This is a genomic window from Actinomadura sp. WAC 06369 (assembly GCF_003947565.1).
GTDB lineage: Bacteria > Actinomycetota > Actinomycetes > Streptosporangiales > Streptosporangiaceae > Spirillospora > Spirillospora rifamycini.
The window spans coordinates 1-21327 of record NZ_QHJN01000141.1 but is presented as its reverse complement, the minus strand read 5'-3'; the positions used below and the strand labels follow the sequence as shown (position 1 = coordinate 21327).

Annotated in this window: 22 protein-coding genes; 11 read left to right on the top strand and 11 right to left on the bottom strand. The window is 75.2% G+C overall.

All coding sequences use genetic code 11. The features are described from left to right. Window positions 1-182: 182 nt before the first annotated feature. Both DMH08_RS29970 and DMH08_RS29965 read left to right on the top strand, forming a co-directional pair. The gene (locus DMH08_RS29970; RefSeq protein ID WP_125619264.1) at window positions 183-557 is read left to right on the top strand and encodes a hypothetical protein; all 375 of its coding nucleotides are present in this window, start codon (window positions 183-185) and stop codon (window positions 555-557) included. Window positions 558-611: 54 nt separating this feature from the next. Further along, window positions 612-974, top strand: coding sequence for a hypothetical protein (locus tag DMH08_RS29965; RefSeq protein WP_026400558.1), 363 nt, complete (start codon window positions 612-614; stop codon window positions 972-974). Window positions 975-1399: 425 nt separating this feature from the next. On the opposite strand, the gene DMH08_RS29955 is transcribed toward DMH08_RS29965, so the two are convergent. Continuing rightward, window positions 1400-2035: a DNA alkylation repair protein gene (locus DMH08_RS29955; RefSeq protein ID WP_199748077.1), complete on the bottom strand. Its 636-nt coding sequence runs from the start codon at window positions 2033-2035 to the stop codon at window positions 1400-1402. A 206-nt stretch (window positions 2036-2241) separates the two neighbouring features. Here DMH08_RS29955 and DMH08_RS29950 point away from each other — a divergent pair, with 206 nt between their 5' ends. Beyond that, the gene (locus DMH08_RS29950) at window positions 2242-2865 is read left to right on the top strand and encodes a TetR/AcrR family transcriptional regulator (RefSeq protein WP_026400560.1); all 624 of its coding nucleotides are present in this window, start codon (window positions 2242-2244) and stop codon (window positions 2863-2865) included. Between the two features lie 9 nt (window positions 2866-2874). Here the strand turns inward: DMH08_RS29950 and DMH08_RS29945 are convergent, their stop codons facing one another. Next, entirely contained in the window at window positions 2875-3726 is an 852-nt protein-coding gene (locus tag DMH08_RS29945; RefSeq protein WP_026400561.1) for an SDR family NAD(P)-dependent oxidoreductase, read from the bottom strand. A gap of 62 nt (window positions 3727-3788) precedes the next feature. Here DMH08_RS29945 and DMH08_RS29940 point away from each other — a divergent pair, with 62 nt between their 5' ends. Beyond that, window positions 3789-4379 carry a TetR family transcriptional regulator gene (locus DMH08_RS29940; RefSeq protein ID WP_199748075.1) on the top strand — a complete coding sequence of 197 codons (591 nt, stop codon included), beginning with the start codon at window positions 3789-3791 and terminating at the stop codon, window positions 4377-4379. Window positions 4380-4478: 99 nt separating this feature from the next. On the opposite strand, the gene DMH08_RS29935 is transcribed toward DMH08_RS29940, so the two are convergent. The 3 genes from DMH08_RS29935 to DMH08_RS29925 all read right to left on the bottom strand — a co-directional run bounded on the left by DMH08_RS29935 (window position 4479) and on the right by DMH08_RS29925 (window position 7469). After that, window positions 4479-5627 carry an NDMA-dependent alcohol dehydrogenase gene (locus DMH08_RS29935; protein ID WP_026400563.1) on the bottom strand — a complete coding sequence of 383 codons (1149 nt, stop codon included), beginning with the start codon at window positions 5625-5627 and terminating at the stop codon, window positions 4479-4481. 161 nt (window positions 5628-5788) lie between these two features. Next, window positions 5789-5971: a hypothetical protein gene (locus tag DMH08_RS29930; RefSeq protein ID WP_125619260.1), complete on the bottom strand. Its 183-nt coding sequence runs from the start codon at window positions 5969-5971 to the stop codon at window positions 5789-5791. 43 nt (window positions 5972-6014) lie between these two features. Next, a complete protein-coding gene (locus DMH08_RS29925) occupies window positions 6015-7469 on the bottom strand; it encodes a sialidase family protein (RefSeq protein WP_125619258.1) in 1455 nt (484 codons plus the stop codon). Between the two features lie 148 nt (window positions 7470-7617). Here DMH08_RS29925 and DMH08_RS29920 point away from each other — a divergent pair, with 148 nt between their 5' ends. Then, complete coding sequence (locus DMH08_RS29920) at window positions 7618-8130, top strand: GNAT family N-acetyltransferase (protein WP_026400566.1); 513 nt, start codon at window positions 7618-7620, stop codon at window positions 8128-8130. Window positions 8131-8143: 13 nt separating this feature from the next. On the opposite strand, the gene DMH08_RS29915 is transcribed toward DMH08_RS29920, so the two are convergent. The 4 genes from DMH08_RS29915 to DMH08_RS29900 form a co-directional block, all read right to left on the bottom strand. Further along, the gene (locus tag DMH08_RS29915; RefSeq protein WP_026400567.1) at window positions 8144-9115 is read right to left on the bottom strand and encodes an Lrp/AsnC family transcriptional regulator; all 972 of its coding nucleotides are present in this window, start codon (window positions 9113-9115) and stop codon (window positions 8144-8146) included. Between the two features lie 27 nt (window positions 9116-9142). Further along, window positions 9143-10708: an MFS transporter gene (locus DMH08_RS29910; RefSeq protein ID WP_125619256.1), complete on the bottom strand. Its 1566-nt coding sequence runs from the start codon at window positions 10706-10708 to the stop codon at window positions 9143-9145. Window positions 10709-10885: 177 nt separating this feature from the next. Next, window positions 10886-11713 carry an ABC transporter permease gene (locus DMH08_RS29905; RefSeq protein ID WP_125619254.1) on the bottom strand — a complete coding sequence of 276 codons (828 nt, stop codon included), beginning with the start codon at window positions 11711-11713 and terminating at the stop codon, window positions 10886-10888. Beyond that, complete coding sequence (locus DMH08_RS29900) at window positions 11710-12702, bottom strand: ATP-binding cassette domain-containing protein (protein ID WP_125619252.1); 993 nt, start codon at window positions 12700-12702, stop codon at window positions 11710-11712. Before DMH08_RS29900 ends, DMH08_RS29905 begins: the two co-directional genes overlap by 4 nt. 146 nt (window positions 12703-12848) lie before the next feature. Between DMH08_RS29900 and DMH08_RS29895 the strand changes: the two genes are divergently transcribed. Continuing rightward, complete coding sequence (locus DMH08_RS29895; protein ID WP_125619250.1) at window positions 12849-13613, top strand: TetR/AcrR family transcriptional regulator; 765 nt, start codon at window positions 12849-12851, stop codon at window positions 13611-13613. Between the two features lie 14 nt (window positions 13614-13627). On the opposite strand, the gene DMH08_RS29890 is transcribed toward DMH08_RS29895, so the two are convergent. Further along, entirely contained in the window at window positions 13628-14605 is a 978-nt protein-coding gene (locus tag DMH08_RS29890) for a GlxA family transcriptional regulator (protein ID WP_233617891.1), read from the bottom strand. Between the two features lie 76 nt (window positions 14606-14681). Between DMH08_RS29890 and DMH08_RS29885 the strand changes: the two genes are divergently transcribed. Together DMH08_RS29885 and DMH08_RS29880 are read left to right on the top strand one after the other, a co-directional pair. Continuing rightward, window positions 14682-15086 carry a cupin domain-containing protein gene (locus tag DMH08_RS29885; RefSeq protein WP_125619246.1) on the top strand — a complete coding sequence of 135 codons (405 nt, stop codon included), beginning with the start codon at window positions 14682-14684 and terminating at the stop codon, window positions 15084-15086. 199 nt (window positions 15087-15285) lie between these two features. Next, window positions 15286-16431: a glycosyltransferase gene (locus DMH08_RS29880; RefSeq protein WP_233617890.1), complete on the top strand. Its 1146-nt coding sequence runs from the start codon at window positions 15286-15288 to the stop codon at window positions 16429-16431. On the opposite strand, the gene DMH08_RS29875 is transcribed toward DMH08_RS29880, so the two are convergent. Next, window positions 16418-17020 (bottom strand): TetR/AcrR family transcriptional regulator, encoded by a 603-nt coding sequence (locus DMH08_RS29875; protein WP_026400574.1) that lies wholly within the window; start codon window positions 17018-17020, stop codon window positions 16418-16420. The two genes, DMH08_RS29880 and DMH08_RS29875, sit on opposite strands and share 14 nt — an antisense overlap. A gap of 256 nt (window positions 17021-17276) precedes the next feature. Between DMH08_RS29875 and DMH08_RS29870 the strand changes: the two genes are divergently transcribed. Genes DMH08_RS29870 through DMH08_RS29860 form a run of 3 tightly spaced genes read left to right on the top strand, consistent with a single transcriptional unit; the run spans window position 17277 to window position 20963 of the window. Then, window positions 17277-17735 carry a hypothetical protein gene (locus tag DMH08_RS29870; protein ID WP_125619242.1) on the top strand — a complete coding sequence of 153 codons (459 nt, stop codon included), beginning with the start codon at window positions 17277-17279 and terminating at the stop codon, window positions 17733-17735. Beyond that, on the top strand, window positions 17732-20020 hold the full coding sequence (locus tag DMH08_RS29865) for an NACHT domain-containing protein (RefSeq protein WP_125619240.1): 2289 nt from the start codon (window positions 17732-17734) through the stop codon (window positions 20018-20020). Before DMH08_RS29870 ends, DMH08_RS29865 begins: the two co-directional genes overlap by 4 nt. Before the next feature lie 25 nt (window positions 20021-20045). Next, window positions 20046-20963 (top strand): aminoglycoside phosphotransferase family protein, encoded by a 918-nt coding sequence (locus DMH08_RS29860; RefSeq protein ID WP_125619238.1) that lies wholly within the window; start codon window positions 20046-20048, stop codon window positions 20961-20963. Window positions 20964-21327 lie beyond the last annotated feature (364 nt).

Here is a 21327-nt window from a genome sequence, read left to right as displayed (position 1 = left end):
TTATAAGGGGTGGGGGTCGGGGTTGGGTGGGAATCAAAACATCAGCGTGGCGCACGTGGCGAGCCACGCACCCCTGCGATGAGCGGGCGTTCAGGTGGGGCGCTTGCTCCGCTTGCCTCCTGCCTTGATCGGTTATGACCGGGTGTGGTCGGGGGCTGGCGGCACACGGGAACGGGGTGCAAATGGGCGAGGTGCGGGTGACCTTCAACGGTCCTCAGCGGTTCGACGCGGTGACGGTCACCGAGATGACGGTTCAGGCCGATCAACTGGTGTCGCTGCATCGCGGTCAGCAGGTGCTGAATGTGACGGCGGAATCGGTGCGGACGCTGGAGACCGGGGATGGTGCAGGCGGGCGGTTGGAGCGGCTGCGGGCCAAGCATCCCAATCACGGCAAGCCGTGGACGGCGGACGAAGACGCGCAACTGACGGCGCGTTTTCGTGCTGGTGCGCGTCCGGCGGAGCTGGCAGAGGAGTTCGGGCGTAGTCGCGGGGCGGTGCGGTCGGCACTGCTGCGGCTGGGCTTGGTGGAGCGGGCTGCTCCTGAGCGGCCGGTCTAATGCGGTTTGGTCGTTTCGGGAGGGGTCCCGCAGCGAGATAAATATGCTTCCGCCATGTCGTCGCCGGACAAAAAACTCAGGCCGCCGCCCAGCGTGATCGCTGTCGTGGTGATCTTTTCGATTCCCGCCGCTCTGATCTTCGTCTTTATAGTCGCGATGGTGGTTTTCGCGATCATCGACCGAGAGCCGGGTGTGCTGTTGTTCGCTGTGATGGGGCTCGTCGTGGGGCTCTTTCCGGGGATGGTGGCGCATGGGCTCTGGCGGGGCTACCGGGGTTCTAGGACATGGGCACTGGTTGTGGGCGTGTTGAGTGTGCCGCTGGGGATCGCGATCCTGCTGCTGATGACGACCAGGCCAGCAAAGGAGTGGTTCGGTCTGCCGACGTCGACGGATGTGCGCTTCCCGCAGAGTGATTAGCCAGGCGTGGTGTAGGGGTGCTGAGCACCTGGCGCTCGCATCCTGTCTGCGGGCTGATCATGACCTCGGCGTAAGCGCGGCTGCCGGTCGCGTAACTCGCGCGGTTCGCTGATGGGAGCGGGCCGGGGTGCGCTGGGTGCGCGTGGCGGCGGGCGGGTCGGCGGGAGGGTCGTCACGGCGTCGGAGGGCCGACCGAGTGGGGTAGGGGCCCCGCTCGGTTCGTGCCCGTCCGTGCATCTACGACAAGCTCGGCGTGCGCGACCGCGCCGCCGCCGTCGGCGAGGCGTACCGCCGCGGCCTGCTCGGCTGACGCGCCGGCGCGTCAGCCGTCGAGCGGCCCGCGCGGCTCGGCGGTGTGCCGGTCCGGGCGTCCGCCAGGGCTCGTCAGGAAAGCGACGGCGGCCGCGCGCCGCTGCGGGGCGCGGTCACCGGCGGCTCACCATCGCGTTGATCCAGACGGGCGCGTAGGGGGACGTGCAGCCCGGGGAGGTCGGGTAGTCCTTGAGCACCTCCAGGCGCTCGCCGATGCCGATCGCGCGGGCGCGGTGCTCGGCGTGCTCGATGCCGATGTGGCTCAGGCACTCGTTCATCGCCCACTGCAGGCGCTCCGGGGCGTCCTTCATCTCCGCCTCGATGACGTCGAGCAGGCCGGGCAGGTCGAGGCCCTCCGGCTTCTTCCGGACGCGCTCGCCGGTCAGCGCCCACCCGGCGCTCGCGACGACGGGGTCCGGGTCGGCGAGCCAGGCCGAGCGCAGCTCCTCCGCGTGCCGGCTCTTCTTCACGACGTAGTTCACGAGCCAGTCGTGCACCTTCGGGGTGCGCGCCTCGCGCAGCATGGCGTCCAGCTCGGCGCGCTCGAACGCTTTGGGGCGGCAGACCAGCAGCGCCAGCAACCGCGCCGCCGTGTCGCCCGTCGCCCAGAGTCCGCGCGCGAGATCCTGCTGCGACTTCACCCGCTTCGCGATGGCGCGCAGCGCGCCCAGGTTCACGCCGTGATCGTCGCCGTGCCGCTCGTTCACCGCGCGGATCCTCGGGTCCTCGAGCGCGGCCAGCTCGGCCATCACCCCGGTCAGCGTCGCCTCGGCCACCGCGGCCTCCCGTCCGTTCGCGTGCGGTCCCAGCCTACGGTCCGGTACTCGGCGGCCCACGCGGTAGAAGTGCACGCGCGAGTTGGCGGTGGCGTCCGCCCGGTGCGCGCCAACGACTTCGTTGCGTCGCGTACGCATCGGGACGAACGCAGGCCGTTCGGGTGCGACACAATTGACGGGTGCCTAGAACGGTGGACAGGGAGGCGCGCCGCCGCGACGTCGCGGACGCGCTGTTCCGCATCGCCGCGCGGCAGGGGCTGGGCGGCGTCAGCATGCGCACGGTCGCCGCCGAGGCGGGCTTCTCCCTCGGGGCGGTGCAGCGCTACTTCACGACCAAGGAGGAGATGCTCCGGTTCGCGTTCGACCAGGCGGTCGCGGCCGCCCGTGCGCGGTTGGCCCGGGTCCCGGGCGGCACCGGCGGCGACTCCGTCCCCGACCTGCTCCGACGTGCACTGCTGGCGTTCCTCCCGGCGGACGAGCGGGGGCTGACCGAGGCCCGCATCTGGGCCGCGTTCTACGCCGAGGCCGTCGTCCGCCCGTCCTTCGCCGAGGCGCTCGACGAGATCGACGCCGAGGCGCGCGCGAACCTCCGGGCGGCCTTCGCCCGCGGGCAGGAGGCCGGCGGCTTCCCGCGCGACCGCTCCCCCGAGGAGCTGGCCGACCTGGTCCTCGTCCTGCTGGACGGCCTGTGGTGGAACGCCGTGCGGCGGCCCGCCGGGGTGCCGCCCGCCGCGCAGCGCAGCATCGTCGACACGGCGGTCGCGCTGCTCACCGCGTCCCCCCGGCAGACCGCCCCGCACTGACGCCCGGGTTCAGGGCGCGACGCCGCCGAGGCGGGCGCACAGCTCCCAGACGGCGTCGCAGGCGCGCTCGTCCAGGACGCTCGCCGGCCACGGCACGCGCCTCGCCTTCGCGTCGACGTAGACGCCGCTCACGCCCTCCATCTCCGGGCTGGACGCCAGGTGGACGCTCGACCGCGCGGCCTTGGCGATGTCGTTCAGCAGCCGGGGCCCGAGCAGCCGGAGAACGGGGACGACCGGCCGGTAGGCGTACGGGAACGCGGCGGAGGTCGTCGCCCGGTTGCCGGGCGTGTAGGCGTGCCCGGGGTAGGCGACGTTGACGCTGACGCCGTCCACGGCGGCGAAGCGGCGGCTCATCGCCATCACCGCGGTCTTCGCGTGGTTGTACTGGGAGAACGTCCAGCCCAGGTAGCGCTTCTCCCCCTGCAGGTTGCCCGGGTCGAGCGGGCCGCCGGGGATGCCGCCGGTGAGGTTGACGACGCGCGCGGCGGGGGCGGCGCGCAGCAGCGGCAGCAGCAGGCACGTCAGCGTGTAGGGCGCGAGGACGTTCGCCGCGAACGTCGTCTCGACGCCGTCCGCGGTGAGCGTGCGCGGCGCGGTCATGCCGCCGAGGTTGTTGACGAGCACGTCGAGCCGGTCGTGCCGGGCGCGCACCTCGGCGGCGAGGGCGCGCAGGCCCGCGAGCGTCGACAGGTCCGCGGTCACCGCGGCGGCCGAGGGGCCGAGCTCGCGGGCGGCGGCGTCCGCACGGTCCCGGTCGCGGCCGACCAGGACCACCCGCGCCCCCAGCGCGGCGAGGCTCCGGGCCGTCTCCTTGCCGATCCCGCCGGTGCTTCCCGTCACCAGGACGGTCTTGCCGTTCATCGCACTCTCCTTGTCACCGAGTGACATGTTTGTCCTAGCATGCCATGAAGTATCCTCGGTGCGTGAGCGGGGAGCGGGTTTCGGGACTGCGGGAACGGACGCGGCGCGCGGTGCGGGCCGAGCTGGCGGAGCTGGCGATCGGGCTGTTCGTCGAGCGCGGCTACGAGGAGACGAAGGTCGAGGACGTCGCGGCGGCGGCGGGGCTGTCGAAGCGCAGCTTCTTCCGCTACTTCCCGTCCAAGGAGGACGTCGTGTTCGGCGACGTCGAGGAACTGGCCGACGAGGTCGCCGCGGCCGTCCGGGCGCGTCCGGCGGACGAGCCGCCGTGGACGGTGCTGCGGATCGTCCTGCGCGAGCGGGAGGAGCACATCCACGCCGCGCAGCGGGACCCGGCGGTGCTCCGGCTCATCGAGTCGACGCCCGCGCTGCGCGCGCGCCTGCACCAGCGGCGGGACGCCATGCGGGGGCGGATCGCCGCCGCGCTGCGCGAGCGACCGGGGGCCGGGCTCGACGCGTTCGCCGCCGACCTGCTCACCGGGTGCGCGGGCGCCGCACTGGACGCCGCGGGCCGGGAGTGGCTCCGTCGCGGCGGCGACGTCGACCGCGGCGAGCTGGTCGACCGGGCGTTCGCCGCCCTGGCGCCCGTCCCCTGACGGCGGCGGCGCGCGGGGGCGGAAAGGGCGATCCCCCGGTCGCCGGAGGCCGGCGGCCGGGGGATCGGCGGGGCGCCCGTGCGGGGCGGGCGGCCCGGATCAGTACACGATCACGCCGCGGAGGTTCTTGCCGTCGAGCATGTCCTGGTAGCCCTGGTTGATCTCGTCGAGCGTGTAGGTGTTGGTCATCAGCTCGTCGAGCTTCAGCTTCCCGTCCTCGTACAGGCGCAGCAGGCGCGTGATGTCGCGGCGCGGGTTGGAGTTGCCGAAGATGCAGCCCACCAGTTCCTTGCGCTGCATCGCCAGGTCGAACAGGTTGAGCTTGACGTCCTCCTGGACGATCGGCGCGACCGCCGTCACGACGCCGCGGCCGCCCTTGGCGACCATCCCCATCATCGGCTGGACGAGCTCGCCGGTGGCGACGCCGGTCGTGAGGATGACCTTGTCGGCGTTCGCGCCCCAGGTCATCTCCGCCAGCTTGGCCGCGGCCTCCTCCATGGACGACGCCGCGTGCGTCGCGCCGAAGGTCTCCACGGCGGCCTGGGCCTTCCAGGCGACCGGGTCGACGGCGATGACGTGCCGGGCGCCCGCCATCGCCGCGCCCTGCACGGCGTTCATCCCGATGCCGCCGAGGCCGATCACCACGACGGTCTCCCCCGCCTGGACGTTCGCCGCGTTGACGGCCGAACCCCATCCGGTGGTGACGCCGCAGCCGAGGAGCGCCGCCTTGTCCAGCGGGATCCACGGGTCGATCTTGATGCAGGACGCCTCGTTCACCACGGTGTACGGGGCGAACGTGCCGGTCAGGCACATGGTCCCGAGGTCCTCGCCCTTGGCGGAGTGGTGCCGCGACGTGTTGTCGCTGATCTGCCGCCCGCCGAGCAGGATGGACCCGTAGTCGCACAGGTGCTGGCGTCCCATGGCGCACGACGGGCACCGCCCGCAGGACGGGATGAACGACAGGACGACGTGGTCGCCCTCCTGCAGGGACGTGACGCCGGGGCCGACCTCGACCACCTCGCCGGCGCCCTCGTGCCCGCCGACGCACGGGAACTGGCTCCAGCCCATCAGCTCGGCGATCTCGGGGTCGAGGACCATGTCACCGGTGCGCAGGTGCTCGTCGGAGTGGCACAGCCCCGCCGCCGTGAGCTTGACCTTGACCTCTCCCGCCTTCGGATCATCGAGCTCGATGGTCTCCACACTCCAGTCGGTGCGGGGTTCCCTCAAGATTGCCGCTCGCGTCTGCACTGGCGCCTCCTCCGATCCGGGCCCTCTGACCGACGCGCCGGGCGCGGGGCCACGGCGCCCCCGGTAACTAGACGCTTATGACTTTAGCGAATTTTGCCTAGAATGTCGTTCGGTCGTACACTAGAATTGGATTATCTTCGAGCCCCGTTATGACCCGGTGGTCATACACCTTGCGCGAGCCGGTCCGCCAGGCCGTCCGGGACGAGCGCGTGCTCGGCGATCAGCTCGGCCAGGTGAGGGTACTCCCCCGCGGGCGGCGCGTCGAGGATGTCCCCCGCGACGTCCTCCACCTCGCCCTCGGCCTGGAACGGCAGGCCCGACTCGGTCAGCACGAAGCCGTGCACGGCCTGACCGGCCGCCCGGCCCGGCGGGCCGGGCGGGCGGGCGCTACCGCGTCGTCCGGACGAACGCGGCGGCGCGGCCCGGCGCGTCCGGCTCGGCCCACGCGCTCACGAACGCGCCGCCCGCCGCGACCAGCCCCATCTGCTCGCCGAGGAAGTACCCGCGCGGGCTCGCCTCGTCCGGGATGCGCGGGGCCTTCCGCATGTCGAAGGACGCTTCGGTCAGCCGCGTCTCCCGCCACGCCGCCGCCGGGTCCGCGCAGGACCCCGTCCGGGCGGGGCGGCACGTCGCCAGCCAGCGGTCGGTGCGCAGCGGCGCCGCGGCGTCGTCGTGGCGGAAGTCGGAGTAGGAGACCGCGACGGTCCCCCGGCGGCCCACCTCGACGGAGACCGTGAACGCCTGCCGGTTCGGAACCGGCACGGACGCGGGCGTCCGGTTCGCCTGCACGGGCTCCGACCAGGTGCGGCCGCCGTCGCCGGACGAGACCAGCGCCACGCCGTCGGCCGCGCCGCCGTTGAACCGCGCGTCCTGCCAGGCGGCGTACAGCCGCCCGGTGCGCCGGTCGACGGCGACGTCGGACAGGATGCTCGTCGTGTGCGAGACGTCCTCGCCCGACACCGGGTCCCGGATGAGGACCGTCGTGTCCATGTCGCCCACCTTCCGCGGCGCCGACCACGTCTCGCCGCCGTCCGCGGACCGCACGACCTGCACGGTGTACTCCGTCAGCCCCGGGCCGCCGCCGAACCGGACGTGCGTGTGGAAGTCCAGCAGCGTGCCGTCGTTCAGCGCGACCAGCCGGTGCCCCGTCACCATCGTCCCCTCGGCGGACGCCACGGTCACGCGGGGCGCTCCCCACGTCCGTCCGCCGTCGGCGCTGCGGGCGATCCAGCCGTCGTTGCTCGTCCGCGCCTCCGCCGGGAAGCGGGCGCCGGCCACGTACAGGACGTCCGGGTCGCGGGGGTCGGCGACGGCCCCGCTGCCGTACACGCCGCCCCGCGCGGGGTCGTCCTCGTGCGCGACGAGCGCCGGGCGCGTCCACGTCCTGCCCCCGTCGTCGGAGCGGACCGACAGCGCCGCGGACTCCGCGTAGTCGTCGGTGACGACCCCGCCCGTCACGACGAGCCCGCCGTCGCGGGTGAACGTCACCGCCGGGTCGTCCACGTAGTCGAAGCGCCCGCCGGAGCAGCGGGTGAGGCCGGGCACGACGGACCGCGTCCAGGTGCGGCCGCCGTCGCGGGAGACGGCGACGACCGCGCCGCGGTGGCGGTCCTGCGGCCACACGGCGGCGAGGCGGCGGGGGTCCGACGGGTCGGCCGCCAGGGCGGGCTCGACGGCCCCGGCGGCCATCTTCCCGTCGATCGCGCCCGCGGCGCAGCCGGCGAACGGGCTCGGGCCGGACAGCCGTTCCGAGCCGGGCCCCCGCACGGCGGCCGCGGCCGTCCCGGACAGGGCCAGCGCCGGGGCCAGGAGGGCGGTGAGGACGAGCGGCAGAGGTCGCATGGTCGACTCCTTCCGAAAGGGTGCGGCCATCGTCCGCAGCCGGCACCGCCCCGGTCGTCCCCCGCCCGGCGCAACCGCCCGTACCCCGCCGGGCGCACCCCGGACCCGCGGCCGTACGCCGACCGCCGGCCACGTATCGTTACGGTCCATGACCGAGTTGCGGGGCGCGTCCGTCGTGCTGCGCCCGACCGTCGCGGAGGACGTCCCGGCGCTGGCGGCCGTCCGCGCCCGGCCCGAGGTGCGCGCCCGGTGGGGCGGCGGCGACGACCTGGAGGCCGACGTCGCGGCCGACCTGCGGGACCCGGACCTCACGCTGTTCACCGTCCTGCTGGACGACCGGATCGTCGGCATGGTCCAGTGGTACGCCGAGGACGACCCGGACTACCGGCACGCGGGCATCGACCTGTTCCTCGACCCCGCCGTCCACGGCCGGGGCCTCGGCACCGACACCGTCCGCACGATCGCCCGGCACCTCGTCGACGACCGCGGCTTCCACCGCCTCGTCATCGACCCGGCCGCCGACAACGCCCCCGCCGTCCGCTGCTACGCGAAGGTCGGCTTCCGGCCGGTCGGCGTCATGCGGCAGTACGAGCGCGGCCCCGACGGCACCTGGCACGACTGCCTCCTGATGGACCTCCTGGCGGACGAGCTCGTCCGCTGAACCCGCGGGGGCGTCAGTACGCGGGCCAGGTGAGGTCCTTGACGCGGCGGAGGGTGAGGGTCGTCTCCACCGACCCGACACCGGTCAGCGCGCCGAGCCGCTCGCTGAGATAGCGGTACAGGTCGGCGGTGGTGCGGCACAGCACCAGCACGGCGAGGTTGGCCCGGCCGGTGACCGCGGCGGCGAACCGCACCTCGCGGTGCTCCGCCACCGCCCGTCCCGTCTCGGCGAGCGCGTGCGGGGCGACCGTCAGCCAGCACATCGCCTCCACCGCCTGCCCGAGCGGCTCCCGGTCGTACTCGACGGCGAAGTACAGGACGCCCGTGGAGCGCAGCGCCTCCAGGCGCCGCGCGACCACGGCGGCGGACAGGCCGGTGGCGGCCCGCAGCTCGCCGATCCCGGCGCGGCCGTCCCGCCGCAGCGCGGCGAGCAGCGCCTCGTCGGACGCGTCCAGGGCGACCGGGCCCGCGGCGGGCGCGGCGGGCGGCGGGCGCAGCGCGGCCTCCTCGGCGGGGGTGAGCGCGTCGGTCTTGCGGAGCCAGCCCATCGGGCCGCCGAAGAACGGGTGCAGGATGCAGTGGGCGCTGACCGAGGTGACGCGCGGGGTGCGCTGCAGGCGCTCCAGCAGCAGCTCGTCCCGCTCGCGGCGGCTGCGCGGCAGCATCGCGCACATCACCTCGGTGCCGCCGGACAGCAGGTCGACGTACTGGGTGTCGGGGCGCCGCGCGAGCGCCGCCGCCAGCCGCTCCGCCACGTTGGGGGTGCAGCCCAGCCGGACGATCCACGCGTCGCGGCCCAGCCGCGCGTCGTCGGCGACGCCCGTCACCCGGAGCCCCGCCGCGGTCCGCAGCCGCCGGAACCGGCGGGCGACGGTCTGGTCGGAGACGCCCAGCGCCTCCCCGATGCGGCTGAACGGCGCGCGGCCGTCCAGTTCGAGTGCCTGGAGGAGCTTGCGGTCGAGCGCGTCGACCTCCTGGGACGCCATGGCCCTCCTGGACGGGAAACGGGCAGGTCACACGGCCGCGTCGGCCTGCTGGACGGTCTCATCGTAGGCCGGGCGCGGGCGGCGCAGCAGGACGGCCGCGGCCGCGGCCGCGACGATCAGCAGGACCGCCGAGACCGTCAGGCACAGCCGCAGGCCGCCGAGGAACGCCTCCGCCACCGCGCCCAGCACGGGCCCGGTGTCGGCGCCGAGGTCGAGCCGCGCCGCCGCGCCGAGCCCGCCCGCCTCCACGGCGGCCTCGACCTGCTCGGCCCGCGCGCCGGTCACGCCCGCCGCGGCGAGCCGGCCGGGCAGCTCCCCGGTCGCCCGGACGGTCAGCAGCGCGCCGAGCACGGCCGGGCCGAGCGCGGCGCCGAGCTGCCGGAACGCGTTGTTGCCCGCGGCGGCCATGCCCGCCTGCCGCAGCGGCACCGCGGCGACGGCGGTGCCGGTGATGCACGGGAACGCGATGCCGAGGCCCAGGCCCAGCAGCGCGAGGCGCCAGGCCACCGACCAGAACGACGTGTCGACGCCGACCGCGGTCAGCGCCAGCAGCGCCGCCGCCGCCAGCAGCATGCCCGCCGTGATGAGGACGGACGCCGGCACGTGCCGCATCACCCGTCCCATCACGACGCCCAGCACCATCGACACCACGTTGACGATGACCATGCGGACCCCGGACTCCAGCACGCCGAGCCCCTGCACCATGCCGAAGTACAGGCTCAGCACGAAGAAGAACCCGATCAGCCCGAGGAAACCGATCATCGCGACGAGCGCGGACCCGGTGAACGCGGGGCTGCGGAACAGCGACAGGTCCAGCATCGGTGCCGCGCCGCGCCGCTCGATCGCGACGAACGCGGCGGCCGACACGGCGGCGAGCGCCAGCGCGGCGATCGTCCGGGGGTGCGCGAACGACTCCGCGCCGCCCTCGATCACCCCGTACACCAGGGCGGTGATCGCCACCGCGGCGGTCGCCTGGCCCGGCCAGTCGAGGCCGCGGGCCTCCCGGACGCGGGACTCCTCCAGCAGGCGGGCCGCGGCCGCCATGGCGGCGAGCGCCACCGGGATCGTCGGCGCGAAGATCCACCGCCAGTCCGCCACCCGCAGCAGCGTCCCCGCGACCAGCGGGCCCACCACCATCGCGCCCATCATGCACGCCGTCCACAGGCCGATGTACCGGCCGCGCTCGCGCGGATCGGGCACGGCGTGGCCGATCAGCGCGAGCGTCACCGGCAGCAGCGCGGCGGCGCCCGCCCCGGCCAGCGCCTGCCCGGCCCACAGCACCTGGACGGACGGCGCGCACAGCGCGACCAGGGCGCCGAGCGCGCACAGCGCCAGGCCCGCCTGGTAGACCTTCTTGCGGCCGTGCACGTCGCCGAACACGCCCGCGGTGAGGATCAGCGCCGCGACCGGCAGGACGAACGCGTCCTGCACCCAGGCGAGCTGCGCGGTGGAGGCGTGCAGCGCCCGCTGGATCTCCGGCAGGCTCACCGCGACGGTCGTCACCGGCAGGTAGGCGACGAAGACCCCGGCGCAGGCGGGCGCGATCACGGCGCCCGCCGCGCGCCGTCCGGTCCCCCGACTCGAAACGTTCAACGAACCCTCCCGGGCGGCGCGCCGCGCCGCGGTCGACGTGTGACCGCGTCACTCTGCCGGGCGCCGCCTCCCGCCGGTGAACCGGCGGGCCGGGCGCCGGGGAGATCCGACACCCGGGGCCGGTTCGTCCGGGATTTTCGACACCGGCGGCGGGACGCCGGAGGGCCGCGCCGCCTCCTACCGGCTGAGGTTGTGGTAACGGCGGACGGCCAGGGGCAGGAAGACCGCCGTGATGACGATCGGCCAGACGATCGCCATCAGCAGGGCGTTCTGCTCGATCCAGGTGTCGCCGACCGCCGCCGGGTTGCCGAACAGCTCGCGGGCGGCGGTCACCGTCGACGAGACGGGGTTCCACATCGCGACCGCGCCCAGCCAGTCCGGCATGAGGGACGGCGCGACGAACGCGCTCGAGATCATCGCGAACGGGAACGCCACCGCGAACAGGCTCCCGGCGGCCTCCTCGTTCGGGATCAGCAGGCCCAGCAGGATGCCGATCCAGATCAGTCCGAAGCGCAGCAGCAGGAACAGGCCGAACGCGGCGAAGGTCGGGAGGAGCCCGCCGTCGGCGCGCCACCCGATCGCCAGCGCCGTCAGGAACAGCACGAGCAGGTCGAGGCACGCGCCGATGAGGTCGCCGACGCCGCGTCCGGTGACGACCGCGGACGGCGCCATCGGCATCGACCGGAACCGGTCGGTGACGCCGCGGGTGTTCTCGTACACGACGGCGTACGCGGTGTTCATGAACCCCATCGCCATCGTCATGCCGAACATCCCCGGCATGAGGAACTCGCGGTAGTCGCCCCCGCCGGGGACCGACATCGCGCTGCCGAACACGTACCCGAACAGCAGCACCGAGACGATCGGGAAGCCGAGCTGCCAGGCGATGTTGCTCGGCTGCCGGACGTAGTGGGTGAGGCCCCGCAGGACGATCGTCCAGCAGTCCGCGAAGGCCCAGTAGAGCCGGTCGCCGAGGGTCTCGTCGGCGGTCCTGTCCTGGACGCTCACGCCCGCGCCCCTTCCTTCGTCGTCGTGGTCCCGGTCTCGCTCTCGTCGTCGGCCGGGTGCCCCGTGAGCCGCAGGAACACCTCGTCCAGCGTGGGCCGCCGCAGCCCGATGTCGGCCACCGCGACGCCGTCGTCCTGCAGGGTCCGGGCGGCCTCGGTCAGCGCGGCCACCCCGTCGGCCACCGGCGCGTGCACCCGCGCCGTCGCCGGCTCGACGCCCGGCTCGGCGGCGGTGACGCGGGCGACGACGGCCGCCGCCGCGGGCAGGTCCGCGGGGTCGCGCACCACCACCTCGATCCGGTCCGCGCCGACGAGCCGCTTCAGCCCGTCCGGGGTGTCGTCGGCGATGACCCGCCCCCGGTCGAGGACCGCGATGCGCCCGGCGAGCCGGTCGGCCTCGTCCAGGTACTGGGTCGTGAGCAGGACGGTCGTGCCCTGCTCGACCAGGGACCGCACCGAGTGCCAGACCTCGTTGCGGGCGCGGGGGTCGAGCCCGGTGGTGGGCTCGTCGAGGAACAGGACGTCCGGCGCGAGGATCATCGCGGCGGCGAGGTCGAGGCGGCGGCGCATCCCGCCGCTGTACTCCTTGATCCCCTTGTCGGCGGCCTCGACCAGGTCGAACCGCTCCAGCAGCTCGTCGGCCCGCGCCGCCGCCCGGGCACGCCCCAGGTGGAACAGGCGGCCGAACATGCGCAGGTTCTGCCGTCCCGTCAGGACCTCGTCCAGCGCGGCGTGCTGCCCCGCCAGCCCGATCCGGCGCCGCACCCGCCGGGGGTGCGCGGCGACGTCGACCCCGGCGACCTCGGCCCGGCCGCCGGTCGGGCGGACGAGCGTGGTCAGGATGCGCACGGCGGTGGTCTTCCCGGCCCCGTTCGGCCCCAGCAGGCCGTAGACGGTGCCCGCCGGCACCGCGAGGTCGAAGCCGTCGAGCGCGCGTTTGTCTCCGTAGTGCTTGCGGACCCCCTCGCAGAGGATCGCGTTCTCCGGCATGCTTTCTCCCGCCACTTCGCGTATAACGTACGCTAATTTGCGTACACAATACTCGAAGGGTTCGGCGACGCAACCGGTTTTCGCGCGGCCCGGAGCGGTAGCGTCGGTCCCCGGCAGCACCGCACACGGGAAGAGCAGGACGAACGATGACGACCGCCCACGGCGACCACAGCGACCCCGAGCGCAGCCTGAAGCTGCTGTGGGACGACCGCGCCCGGCCGCCCCGCGGACGTCCGCCCGCGCTCACCCTCGACGCGATCGTCGCCGCCGCCGTGGCCACCGCCGACGAGCTGGCCGGCACCGAGGGCCTCCAAGCCCTCACCATGCGCGCCATCGCCGCCCGCCTCGGCGTCGGCACGATGTCGCTCTACCGCTACGTCCCGGGCAAGGCCGAGCTCCTGGACCTCATGCTCGACCGCGTCATCGCCGACTACGAGCCCGACCCGGACGACGGCGGCCGCGGCTGGCGCGAGGTCCTCGCGGCCGAGGCCCGCCACCGGTGGCGGCTGTGCATGGACCACCCCTGGTACCCGTTCGTCGACCAGAGCCGCTCGATCCTCGGGCCGAACTCGCTGCGCGGCCTCGACCGCGTCCTCGGCCTGCTCCGGCGCCGCGGCATCGAGGACCGGTCGCTGATGATGATGGTCGGCGCGCAGAGCGACTACGTGATGGGCGTGGCCCGCAGCTACCTCAACGAGCGCCGCGCCGTGGAGCGCACCGGCCTCAGCGCCGAGCAATTCTGGGCCGCGCAGGCGCCCACCCTGGAGAAGGCGATGCTCAGCGGCCGCTTCCCGACCATGGCCGCCCTCGACGAGGACACCTTCGGCTGGTCCTACGAGGAGCTCTTCGAGTTCGGCCTGAACCGCCTGCACGACGGCTTCGAGTCCTACTTCGACGAGCACGCGGACTGACGCCGCGCCTCGCCTCAGGCGGGCCGCCCCCGCGACGCCGCGAGCGCGGCCGGTTCGGCGCGGACGTACCGGTCGCGGTACGCCGACGGGGCGAGGCCGGTGTGCCGCCGCATCTGGGCGCGCAGGTTCGCGGACGTGCCGAGGCCGCTCGCACGCGCGACCGCGTCCAGGCCCGGTTCGCCGCGCTCGATGAGGCGGCAGGCCAGTGCGACCCGCTCCGCGGTGAGCCACGCGAGCGGGGTGGTGCCGAGCTCGGCCCGGAAGCGGCGGTGCAGCGTGGCCGGGCTGACCGCCGCGCGCGCCGCCAGGCCCGCCACGGTGAGCGGGCGGTCGAGCCGCTCGCGCGCCCAGGCCAGGACGGGCGCGAGCGACGCGTCCGGGACGTCCGGGAGCGCGCGCTCGACGAACTGGCGCTGGCCGCCGTCGCGGTGGCCGGCGAACACCAGCCGGCGGCTCACCGCGTTCGCGACCTCCGCGCCGTGGTCGCGGCGCACCACGTGCAGGCACAGGTCGAGGGCGGCGGCGCTGCCCGCGGACGTCAGCACGTCGCCGTCGTCGACGAACAGGACGTCCGGCTCGAGGCGCACGTCCGGGAACCGGGCGCGGAACGCGTCGGCCCAGCGCCAGTGGGCGGTGGCGCGGCGGCCGTCGAGGACGCCCGCGGCGGCGAGGACGAACGCGCCGGTGCACAGCCCGACGAGGCGCGCGCCCCGCGCCGCGGCCCGGCGGACGGCGGCGAGCACGGCCGGCGCGGGCTCGGCCTCGGGATCCGGCCGGTTCGGGACGATCACGGTGTCCGCCCGGTCGGCGGCGTCCAGGTCCGGGATGCCGGACATCGTGAAGAACTCCTCGTGCATCACGGCCCGGCCGCCGGGAGCGCAGAGCGTGAAGTCGTACCACGGCCGCCCCAGCTCGGGACGGCGCAGGCCGAACAGCTCGGTCACCACGCCCAGCTCGAACGGGTTCGACCCGGCGTCGACGATCATCGCCACGCGATGCGAGGATCCTTGCGGCATACGCCATTTCTAGCACTCACGCGGGAGCCCCGCCGAACGGCAGGGTGATCGCATGAACGACCGACCCATCGACCTGCACGCCGCGCTCCGCACCTTCGAGGACCTGTGGAGCCCCCGCATCGTCACGCGCGTGAACGACTACGACGTCCGCGTCGCCAAGGTCCACGGCGACCACGTCTGGCACGCGCACGACGACACCGACGAGTTCTTCCTCGTGCTCGACGGCGAACTCGCGATCGCCCTCCGCGAGGCGGGCGCCGAACGGACGGTCGTCCTGCCGAAGGGCGCGGTGTTCGTCGTCCCGCGCGGCGTCGAGCACCGCCCGTCCGCGCCCGGCGGCGCCTCGATCCTGCTGTTCGAGCCGTCCGGCACCCTCAGCGTCGGCGACCGCCACGACGACGTCCCCGCCCACGTCGACGCCACCACCGGCCACACCCTCCGCACCCCCACCGGCTGACCCGCCCCTCCGCCCGGCCGCTCCGCCTGGGCGCGGCCCGACCGCCGAGGCAAGGCAGGCTCGGCGAGACCGGCCGCCGGGCACCCGCCGCCGGGGAGGGACCCCAGAAGCCGCTCGAACCCGCTCGAAACCGGCGGGCGCGGCCGTGTGCCGCGGGCGGGTCCTTGGCCGGGGCGGTGCGGCGTGCGACGCTGCGGCGGTGGAGATCCTGGACGTCCTCGCGCTCGCGGCGCTCGCCGGGTGGGCCTATCTCGCCGCAGGTCACGGCGGGTTCTGGCGCACGGGACCGACCGCCCCGGAGGGGCCGGAACCGGACGCGTGGCCGGACGTCGCGGCGGTGGTGCCCGCGCGCGACGAGGCGGCGGTCCTGCCGGAGACGCTGCCGACCCTGCTCGCGCAGCGCTACCCCGGCCGCTTCCGGGTGGTGCTGGTCGACGACGGGAGCACCGACGGGACGGCCGGCGCCGCGCGGCGGCTCGCCGCGGGGGCGGCGGTGCGGCTGGACGTGGTCCGGGCGGCCGAGCGTCCGGACGGCTGGGCAGGCAAGGTGTGGGCGATGCGGGAGGGGCTCCGCGCGGCGGGCCGCCCGGAGTTCGTCCTGTTCACCGACGCCGACATCGCCTGCGCGCCCCGGACCGTGGAGCGGCTCGTGCGGGCCGCCGGGGACGGGCGCGACCTGGTGTCGCGGATGGCGGTGCTCGGCACCCGCACCCCGTGGGAGCGGGCGCTCGTCCCGGCGTTCGTGTACTTCTTCGCGCTGCTGTACCCGTTCCGCCGCGTCGGCCGCCCCGGGGCGCGGACGGCGGCCGCCGCGGGCGGCTGCATGCTGGTGCGCCGGGCCGTGCTGGAGCGGGCGGGCGGGCTCGACGCGATCCGCGGCGCGCTGATCGACGACGTGGCGCTGGGGCGGCTGGTGAAGCGGGCGGGCGGCCGGTGCCGCCTCGACCTCGACCGGGACGTCGTCAGCCGGCGGCGCTACCCGCGCCCCACCGACCTGTGGGACATGGTCGCGCGCAGCGCCTACCACCAGCTCCGCTACTCCCCCGCGCTGCTGGCGGGCACGGTGCTGGGCCTGCTGCTGCTGTTCGCGGTCCCGCCCGCCGCCGCGGCGGCCGGAATCCTCGCGGGCGACCCGGCGGCGGCCCTCCCCGGGGCCGCCGCGTGGACGGTCATGGCGGGCACGTACGCGCCGATGCTGCGCCACCACGGGCTCTCGCCGCTGCGCGCCCCGCTGCTCCCGCTGGTCGCGGTGGCGTACGCGACCATGACCGTCGACTCGGCGCGCCGGCACCGCGCGGGGCGCGGCGGCGCCTGGAAGGGACGGGTCGCCGTCAGGACGCGGTGAGCATCGCGATCGCGGTGTCGATCACGCCGCGCTGCGCGGTCAGCGGGGCGCCGGGCGGGCGGCGGACCGCGCTCCACCACAGGCCGTCCAGCAGGACGAGGATCAGCTCGGCCAGTTCCTCGGGGGGCCTGTCGGCCGGGAGTTCGCCCGCCCGCTGGGCCAGCGCGATCGCGGTGCGCAGGTTCGCGCGGGCCTCGGCGTCGAGTTCGTTGAGGGCGTCGGCGAACGCGGGCCGGACCGCGGCCTCGGCGTGGAACGCCGCCCAGATCCGCGCTTCGGCGAGGCGGCCCTCGTCGGCCGGCAGGTAGGCGAGCATCGCCCGGCGCAGCTCCTCGGGGAACGCCCGGCCGCCGGGCGCGGCCCGGATCGCGGCGAGCCGCTCCCGCGCGGCGTCCGCCGCCTGCTCGAACGCGAACCGCAGCATCTCGTCCTTGGTCTGGAAGTAGCGCTGCACCGCGCCGAGCGAGAATCCCGCTTCGGTCGCGACCGTCCGCATGCTGACGCCGTCCAGCCCTTCCCGCGCGGCGATGCGGAACAGTGCGTCCGCGACGACGCGGCGGCGGGCCTGCTTGTCCACCGTCCTCGGCACGTCCCCATTCTGCCGCACCCAAGGAGGGATAATTGCGGCGGCGCGTTCGCATTGGCCTTCCCGGTTTCGCGGTGATCGGCCGAACCGGGGCCCCGTCCGCGCTGATGGGCGCGCCCCCGCGCATGTCGCCGCCGTGGCCGCCGCCCGCGGACCGCCCTTTTCGGCGCCTTGACACATGGTTTTCGGCCATTACGGATCGAGCCGTTCGGGGCGGGCCGGCGTTGTATCTTGTGGGTCCTGAAGATTGGGGTCTGCTATGCGCCGAGTGGTGGGGTCGCGGGCCGTTCTCGTGGTGACGGGCGTGCTCGTGCTGGGGGCCGGCGGGCTCTTTTTCGCGAAGGGCCTCGACGACGCTGACAAGCTGGGCAGCGTCATCGCGGCGGTGGCCGCGATCGCGGGCCTGGGCCTGACCGCGGCGGGGATGCTGCGCCGCGGCGGGACGTCCGGCGGGGACGGCCCGGGCGGGGAACCCCCGGACGGTGTCGCCGTGCACGGATCGGTCGTCGGCGGGTCGGTCGCCAACGTGGGCCGGGTCGGCGGGAGCGTCCGGCTGGGCGGTTCGCGGTCCTCGCGGGGCCGCCCCCCGCGGGACGCCGCGGAGCCCGCGGACGGCGCGGCGGCGGAGGACCGGACCTCGGTGCGCGGGTCCCGGGTCGACGGCGACGTGTTCCAGGCCGGGTCCGTCGACGGCGATCTGGAGACGCGTCCCGAGTGAGCGACCGTCCGAACCGCGGCCGGCGGCGCCGGGCCTCCCGTGCGGCGAGGCCCGAGGCGCGGCTGTCCCTCGAAGGGTCGACCGTCCAGGGCGACGCGCTGGTGGTCGGCTACGTGGGCGGCGACGTCGTCGTCGGGGCGGCGCCGGAGGCCCGGACGGACGCGGCGGTGGGGCGGCTCGCGAACGAGGTGCGGCACCGGTGGACGGCCGAGTCGACGATCCTTTTCCGGCGCGCCCCCGAGCGGCTGCGGCTGGCCTGGGCGAGCACGGGCCGCCCCGTCCAGCCCGCCGGGGCCGCGCGGGACGACCTGCGGGGCGACGTCTCCGAACTGGCCGAGCGGTTCCGCGGGTTGCCGGTGCGGCACCTGGTCGTGCTGGGCGCGGCGGGCGCGGGCAAGACCGTGCTGGCGGTCCGGCTGCTGCTCGACCTGGTGGACCCGGACGACCCGCGCGAGCCGGTCCCCGTCCTGCTGCCGCTGTCGTCGTGGACGCCGGAGCCGTCGCTGGACGACTGGATGGCGGGGCGCCTCGCGGAGGACCATCCGTGGCTCGCCCCGGAGACAGCGGCGCACCTCCTCCGGGCGCGGAAGGTGATGCCCGTCCTGGACGGCCTCGACGAGCTCGCGCCGCACCTGCGGGCCACGCTGGTGGAGCGCGTCGACAGGTGGACCGACGACGACCGGCCGCTCGTCCTCACCTGCCGGGGCCACGAGTACGAGGAGACCGTCGGGACGAGCGGCAGCCCGCTGAGCCGGGCGGCCGTCGTGGAGATCGGCGACGTCGAGGCCGAGGACGCCGCCGCCTACCTGCGGGCCGCCGCGATCGACGGCGACGTCCGCTGGGAGCCGCTGCTCGCCCGGCTGGTGGACGACCCGGAGGGGCCGGTCGGGAAGGCGCTGTCCACGCCGCTCATGGTGGAGCTGCTCCGCACGGCCTACCTGTCCCCCGCGACCGACCCGGCGGAACTGCTGGACGCGGAGCGGTTCCCGTCCCGGGAGGCGGTGGAGGAGCACCTGATCGACCGGTTCGTCCCGGCCGTCTACGCGCCGGCGCAGCGGCCCGCGTACCGGGCCGACCGGGCGCGGCGGTGGCTGGGCTTCCTCGCCCGGCGGATGCGGCGGCACGGCACGGCGGACCTGTCCTGGGGGGAGATCTGGACGCTCCCGTCGGCGCTGCTGCTGGCGGTGCCGTTCGCGCTGGCCGGCGGGCTGGTGTTCGGGTCGATGTTCGGCGCGGGCCGGGGCCTCGTCGCCGCCGCGTGGTTCGCGCTGGTCGCCGCCGGGTCCCTGGTCCCGGGCGCGACGGCGGCGCTCGCCGGCGGGCGGGACCTGACGGACCCGGTGGCGCTGCTGCGGCGGCTGCGCGGCGGCTCGGCGGGGTGGGCGCTGCTGGTGGCGGTCGCCGCCGGGCTGCTCATCGGGACGTGGTTCGGCGCGGGGCTGGACGCGAGCGCGGCCAAGACGGCCGGGTACGCGCTGGGGCTGGCGGCGATGTTCGCCGTCGGGGCGCTGGCGAGCACCGCCTGGGGCACGTTCGTCCTGTCCCGGACGTGGTTCGCGCTGATCGGGCGGCTGCCGTTCGGGCTGGTCGGCTTCCTCCGGGACGCGCACGAGCGCGGCGCGCTGCGCCAGGTGGGGGCGGTCTACCAGTTCCGGCACGCGCTGCTGCGCGACCGGTTGGGCGCCGACGCCGTCCTCCGCGAGCCGGAGCCGGAGCGGGCCGCGGGCCGGGGGCTCCCGCCCCGGTCGGTCCCCGCCGCGCGGGTCGGGCTGCAGGTGGCGGGGGTCCTGCTGGCCACCGTCCTGCTGACCGCGCCGCTGTCGTCGGCGTCGCTGCGCTACCGGTCCGGCGACCGGCCCGCCGAGACCGTCGAGACGTCGGCTCCGGACGTCCAGGGGACGTACGTCACGGTGCGCTTCCAGAACTGGACGCTGCCGCCCGGGGCGACCCGGACGACGGAGTTCGCGGTGGAGGACGGCGACGAACGGCTCCCCCTCGGCGAGCTGTCCAGCATCCTCGACCTGCCGGGGGCCTGCACCGGCGCCGCCGTCGAGTTCACCGCCGCCGCCGGGGGCCGCACGGTGACGCGCGTCGTGCTCCGCAGGCACCTGCTCCGCCTCGACTCCGACACCGTGCGCAGCGACGACTTCCCCGACGACGCCCGGTCCCTGACCGTCTCCCTCAAGCGCCTGGACGACGCCGACTGCACGGTCACGCTCTCCTGGCAGGAGCCCCACGTGGCCTACGACCACCTGCTGAACGTCCGCGAGTTCCTGCGGTCCTGAATGCGGGCGCGGTTCCCTCCCCGTGATGGCAGGCTGGACGATCGTGGACGAACTCGCGCGGAACGCCGTGAACACGTGGGGCGACGTGGGCAGGCGGTGGCTGGACGGACTGCCGCGGCTGGTGAAGGAGGTCGCGCGCGACTGGGCGCTGGACGTCGGGGAGCCGTTCGTCCTGAGCTACCACTGGGTCGCGGCCGTCCGGCGGGAGGACGGGACGGCGGCGGTGCTGAAGCTCGGGCCGGCCGAACCGGGGCACCTGGCGCACGAGGCCGCCGCGCTCGAGGGTTTCGGCGGGCGCGGCGCGGTGCGGCTGCTCGCGTACGACGCGGAGCGCGGGGCGCTGCTGCTGGAGCGGGCCGAGCCGGGGACGATGCTGCGGGACCTGGTGCCGGAGCGCGACGGCGACGCGACGGCCGCGCTCGTCGAGGTCATGCGGCGGCTGCACCGGCCCGCGCCGCCGGACTGCGGGCTCCCGGCGGTCGAGGCGGAGGGCGCCGCGTTCGCCGGGCACCTGCGCCGGTACCCCGGGGACGATCCGCTGCCGCGGGACCTGGTGGAGCGGGCCGGGCGGCTGTTCGGCGAACTGTGCGCGGACTCGGACGAGCGGTTCGTCCTGCACGGGGACCTGCACCACGACAACGTCCTGCGGGGCGGCCGGGAGCCGTGGCTGGCGATCGACCCGCACGGCCTCGTGGGCGACCGCGGCTACGAGATCGGGCCCGTGCTGTACAACCCCGATCCCGGGGAGCGGGACGAGCGGCTGGTCGACCTCGTGCCCGCGCGGCTGGAGCGGCTCGCGGACGGGCTCGGGATGCCGCCGGAGCGGGCCGCGGCGTGGGGTTTCGCGTCGTGCGTGCTGTCGGAGGTGTGGGAGGCGCAGGGCGGCGAGCCGGGCGGCCGGGCGCTGGACGTGGCGCGCCTGCTGCTGCCGAGACTGTCCTGAACGCGAGGTGAACGAACGCTGTACGGTTCGCCCCCGTGATGCGGGAGAACGACGTTCGGCGCGGCCGCCGGGTCCGGACGATGCCGGTCCTCCTCGGACTCGTCATGCTGACCGCCACGGTGACGGCGGGTTCGGGTGGCTTGATCGCGTGTTCGCCGAGCCGCCTTCACCCGCTCCTAGAATCGAGCCATGCTCCCCGCATGGCGGCGCCGGTAAGAGGTGCGCCGAGCGGCTTGGCCGCTCGGCGCCCCCACCGCAGGCCAGTACCTGCGCATCGAGGGGTACGCCGTGGTGCTGACGGGCGCGCCGGCGGTGAACGTGGCGCGGGACTGGTGCTGATGTCGGGGATCTTCCTGGGCGCGGC